Below are 4,956 nucleotides of genomic sequence, written 5' to 3' on the forward strand. Positions count from 1 at the left end.
CGCGCCCGCGCAGCGGCTCGAAGAGCCCGGCCGCCGCCTGCGGCAGCAGCACATTCCGGCCGTCGCTCACCGCGTTCAGACCGAACGCTCCCGCGTCCGTCGCGTCCGCGATGAGCGCGTCCGGGAAGAGCCGGGCGAGCACGGCCCTGCTGCCGGGCGAGAAGGCGCCCGGGTAGTACATGATCTCGTCGGTCCTGTCGTCCAGTACGCAGAGCGCCGTGTCCAGGTGGTAGTAGCGCGGATCGACCAGATCCAGCCCGATCACCGGACGGCCGAAGAACTCCTGTGCCTCGTCGTGGGAGAGCGGACTGGACCGGAAGCCGCGCCCGGCCAGCAGCCAGGAGGCCGTGACGGCGAAGTCGCCCTCGCCCTCGTTGATGTGCGCGGGCTCGTGGATGTCGATGAAACCGTGGCCGCGGAACCACTCCAGATGTGCCTCGGCCTCGCGGTGACGTTCCTGATGGGCGAAGCGCGCGCCGAGCACCCGGCCGTCGATGACAGTGGCGCCGTTGGCGGCGAAGACCATGTCGGGCAGCTCGGGCAGCGGATCCAGCAGCGCGACGGTGTGGCCGAGCGCGAGATAACGGTCCCGGAGGTCCTCCCACTGGGCGAGGGCCAGCGGCAGATCGACGGGCTTGGCCGGATCCATCCAGGGATTGATCGAGTACGTCACCTTGAAGTGGTGCGGCGGGCACATGAGATAGCGGCGAGGCGAGGCATCACGAGGCAACGGAGGCTCCTCACGAGCGACGGGAACGACGGGAACGACGGGCAACGAGCAGCGGTGTGCACGACGTATGCGTGCAGAAGTCATATTCCGCTTCGCCGGGCCCGTGTGCTGTGATCCGTTCGGGTGGTTCCTCTCCGTGAGGCGCATCGATTCTCCGCAGTGAGCAGGGGGCGCGGCGGGGGCGCGTGGAGGCATACGGGGCGGGCGGTCCGGTTTCCACCGGCTCCGCCTCACCGATCCGCCGTCCCGGACGCGTCCCATACCCGCACATACAAGGCAATGACTCCCGTGCCGCGGTCGTGCCACGGTCCTTGCACACATACCCCGGTGGGGAAGCACGTCCACCCGAGGAGCAGGATGGTGGGACCATGGAAATGTCCGTAGTGGCGAGCACGAGGTGTGAGGGGATAGATGGGCGACGATTTCGGCCGCTACCGCGGCACGGAGAGCAGGATTCCCCAGTGGCTGCGCAGGCGTCCCAAGAAGGGCGCGGGCGACTCCGCGCTCGACGTCGGTGACGCGGCGGGCCGGGAGGCGCTGCTCCTCGCCGTAGCTGATGCCGGTATGCCCATCTCACCGGCCGCGCATCCGGTCGGCTTCCGATGTTCCTGCGAGCGGATCGGCTGTCCGACGCCCGCAAGACACCCTCTCTCCTTCGCCTGGCAGACCCAGTCCACGACCGACCGGGCACAGATCGAGCGCTGGGCGCGCAATCAGCCCGAGGCCAACTTCATCACCGCGACCGGCACGGTCCACGATGTGCTGGACGTACCGCTGGAAGCCGGCAGCCGCGCGCTGGAACGGCTGCTGGAGCAGTCCATCGAGGTGGGCCCGGTGGCCGACTCCGGCGAGGACCGGATGCTCTTCTTCACCGCCACCCGAGGCACTCCGGAGGACGAGGACGAGTGGTGGCCCTGTGAACTGGACTGCCATCCCGAGACCATGGACGAGCATCCCGGGCTGCGCTGGCACTGCCGCGGCAGCTATGTCCTCGTACCGCCGGCCCGGCTCCCGGGCGAGCTGTCCGTACGGTGGCTGCGCGGCCCGGAGCATCCGCTGCCCGATCCGCTGACGCTGCTGGAGGCCCTGACCGACGCGTGTGCGCGGTACGCGGGCGAGAACGAGGAACTGGACCACCACGCGGTGGCCTGGCCCCTGGGCCGCTGAGACGGCGAGGCTTCCACCCACGACCGGGCCCAGGAGCTACGAGCCTTCGCCCGGCTACGAGCCCTTCGCCGCCGTGACTCCCTGGAGGCGGCCCGCCACCACCACCTCCGGGGCCGCGGCCCCGCTCGCCGGCACCAGCACCGTCTGGCTGGACAGCCACTCCTTGGTGATCGTGTCCTTCACATCACCGGTCAGCAGCGCCCGCACATCGTCGTTCACCTGGAGCCGCACGCTCTTCGCGGCCGTCTGGCGCTCGAAGAACCGCGTGGCGAAGAACACCAGCGCACCGCCGTCCGCCGTACGCAGCCCCAGCGGCGCGAAGTCGCCCTCGCCCACCGGCTGGTCCACGTACTGCGTGGTGAGGCCGGGCAGCCGGGCCTTGTCCGCGCGCTCCTTGCGCCATCCATCGGTGTGCGGTCCGGCCGCGAAGTGCTCGGGCTTGCCGCTCGACAGATATGAGGAGTACTCCTCGCTCAGCTCGCCCGGAGCCACCGACACCGAGGCGCTGTCCGGCTTCACCTCCTCGCCCCAGCCGTCCTTGTCCGTCCTGAACTCGGGGACCTGGCCGGGCGAGAGGATCGTCAGGTAGGCGGCTTCCCAGCGCTTCTCGGGACCGCCGCGCAGAAAGACCACCAGCCACCTGAAGGACGGGCCGCCGGCCGCGTCGCGGTTGCTCTTGGTGTCCGCGACGAACCAGCGCGGCCAGCCGGCCTTCTTGGGGATCGTGAACTTCGCGTCGGTCAGTTCCAGCGGCTGATGGCCGGCGTTGCCGTCCGGGTTCGTGATGCTGCGGGCCTTGAGACCGGCCTGGTTGATCGTGCCGAGCGCGCCCGTCACATACGGTGCGTCGAGCGCCGGATCGTAGGCCTTGTCCGCCTTGTTGTACGCGTTGGTGAAGTCATCGAGCGCCCGCGCGGCCTCACTTCGCTCCGCCGACGGTACGACCGCCAGCTCCCCGTGCACCGTCACGCACCCGCTCGCCGTCAGCGACAGCACCATCACCGCCGCGAGCCCCGCCGCTGCCCGAATCGGCCTTCTCAGCCTGCTCATCGGTCGCCTTCTGCTTCTGCTCCTGAGACCTCACTGACCGTCCGAACCCTACCGGGGCCAGGAACAGGGCGAGCGTCGGGATCAGATACAGGCACCAGACAATGACCTGAAGCACCGTCGGGTCCGGCTGGAAGTTGAACACGCCCTTCAGCACGGTGCCGTACCAGCTGTCCGGCGGAATCGTCGTGCTGATGTCGAAGGCCTTGTCCGGCAGTCCGCCCAGGAAGCGCGCCTCCTGGAGATCGTGGACACCGTACGCGAGCACACCCGCGGCGACGATCACCAGCATCCCGCCGGTCCAGGTGAAGAACTTGGCCAGATTGATCCTGAGCGCGCCACGGTAGAAGAGCCAGCCGAGCACCACCGCGCTGGCGATACCGAGCAGCACACCGATCAGCGGCGCGTGCGTACCGTCCGAGGAGGCACGGACCGACGCCCAGACGAACAGAGCCGTCTCCAGCCCTTCCCGGCCCACCGCCAGAAAGGCCGTGGCCACCAGCGCGCCCGTGCCCATCTGGAGCGCCGCGTCGAGCCTGGTGTGCAGCTCCGAGCGCAGATGCCGGGCCGTGCGCCGCATCCAGAAGACCATCCAGGTCACCAGCACCACGGCGAGGACCGACAGCGAGCCGCCGAGCGCCTCCTTCGCCTCGAACGTCAGCTCCTGCGAGCCGAATTCGAGCCCGAAGCCGAAGGCGAGCGCGAGGGCCACCGCGACGCCGATACCGATCCAGATCGGACGCAGCGCGTCGCGCCGCTCCGTCTTCACCAGATACGCGACGAGGATGCAGACGACGAGACTGGCCTCAAGGCCTTCGCGCAGCCCGATCAGATAGTTTCCGAACACGCCGGAACTCCCTTCGGTGGACTAGGAGATCAGGGCCCGGCCCCACCAGTCGTCCTTGTCCCGGACGCCCGGCGGGATCGCGAAGACCGCTGAACCCACGTGCTGGATGTATTCGTTGAGCGCGTCGAAGCGCGCCAGGGAGCGCTGTACGGGGATGAACGCGTCCCGTACGTCACGCTGGTAGGCCAGGAAGAACAGGCCCGCGTCGAGCCGGCCCAGACCGTCCGTTCCGTCCGTGAAGGAGTAGCCGCGCCGCAGCATCCGCACGCCGTGATGGGAGTCCGGGTGCGCCAGTCGTACGTGTGACGTCGGCAGCATCGCCTTCAGACTGGGCTTGTCGTGCTCGCGCGCCTTGCCGACCGCCGCGCCCTCGCCCTTGTCCCGGCCGAAGACGTTCTCCTGCTCCTGGAGCGACGTACGGTCCCAGGACTCGATCCGCATGGAGATCCGGCGGGCGACCAGATAGGAACCGCCCGTCAACCAGGCGGGACCGGTCTTCTCCGGCACCCAGACATGCTTGTCCAGAGCGGCCGTGTCGGTGCCGTCGACATTGCTGGTGCCGTCCTTGAAACCGAAGAGGTTACGTGGCGTCTGGGCGTGCGGAGTGGTCGACGACGTCTTGCCGAAGCCGAGCTGCGACCAGCGCACCGCGACCTTCCCGAAGCCGATCCTGGCCAGGTTGCGGATCGCGTGCACGGCGACCTGCGGATCGTCCGCACAGGCCTGGATACAGAGATCGCCGCCGCCGCGCGCCGGATCGAGATTGTCGCCGGGAAACTTCGGCAGCTCGACCAGCGCGGCCGGGCGCCGCTCCGCAAGACCGAAGCGGTCCTCGGCGAAGAGCGAAGGGCCGAAGCCGATGGTCAGAGTCAGCCGGGACGGCTTGAGGCCGAGTGCCTCACCGGTGTCGTCGGGCGGCGCCTCGGCGAGCCCGCCGTACGCGCCCTCGCCCACCGCGTGCCCTGCCGTCATGCGCTCGGCGGCCCGGGTCCAGTCCTTGAGCAACTGGGCCAGTTCCGCGCGGTCCTCGGTGGTCACATCGAACGCGGCGAAGTGCAGCCGGTCCTGGACGGCGGTGGCGATACCGGCCTGGTGCGTGCCGTGGAAGGGCACCGCCGCACCGGAGTCGGCCGCCGGAGCGGTGGAGTCACCGTCGCGGACGGCC

Annotated in this window: 5 protein-coding genes; 1 reads left to right on the forward strand and 4 read right to left on the reverse strand. The window is 69.4% G+C overall.

Annotated features, from left to right (window positions below; all coding sequences use genetic code 11):
- Nucleotides 1-730 (reverse strand): dimethylargininase (gene ddaH / locus GA0115259_RS27040; RefSeq protein ID WP_237540528.1); only part of this gene is annotated, 730 nt, incomplete at its 3' end.
- Between the two features lie 411 nt (nt 731-1,141).
- Here ddaH and GA0115259_RS27045 point away from each other — a divergent pair.
- Nucleotides 1,142-1,897, forward strand: a complete 756-nt coding sequence (locus GA0115259_RS27045) for a bifunctional DNA primase/polymerase (protein ID WP_093601880.1) — start codon at nt 1,142-1,144, stop codon at nt 1,895-1,897.
- Between the two features lie 54 nt (nt 1,898-1,951).
- Here GA0115259_RS27045 and GA0115259_RS27050 read toward each other — a convergent pair whose 3' ends face one another.
- From GA0115259_RS27050 to efeB, 3 genes are all read right to left on the reverse strand, one after another.
- Nucleotides 1,952-2,896, reverse strand: coding sequence for an SCO2278 family lipoprotein (locus tag GA0115259_RS27050; protein ID WP_202450383.1), 945 nt, complete (start codon nt 2,894-2,896; stop codon nt 1,952-1,954).
- Nucleotides 2,817-3,791: an iron uptake transporter permease EfeU gene (gene efeU, locus GA0115259_RS27055; RefSeq protein ID WP_093601884.1), complete on the reverse strand. Its 975-nt coding sequence runs from the start codon at nt 3,789-3,791 to the stop codon at nt 2,817-2,819. The genes GA0115259_RS27050 and efeU overlap by 80 nt, the downstream gene beginning before the upstream one ends.
- 21 nt (nt 3,792-3,812) lie before the next feature.
- A partial coding sequence (gene efeB / locus GA0115259_RS27060; RefSeq protein WP_093601886.1) for an iron uptake transporter deferrochelatase/peroxidase subunit occupies nt 3,813-4,956 on the reverse strand: 1,144 nt, incomplete at its 5' end.

Source organism: Streptomyces sp. MnatMP-M17, from assembly GCF_900091995.1.
Classification (GTDB): domain Bacteria; phylum Actinomycetota; class Actinomycetes; order Streptomycetales; family Streptomycetaceae; genus Streptomyces.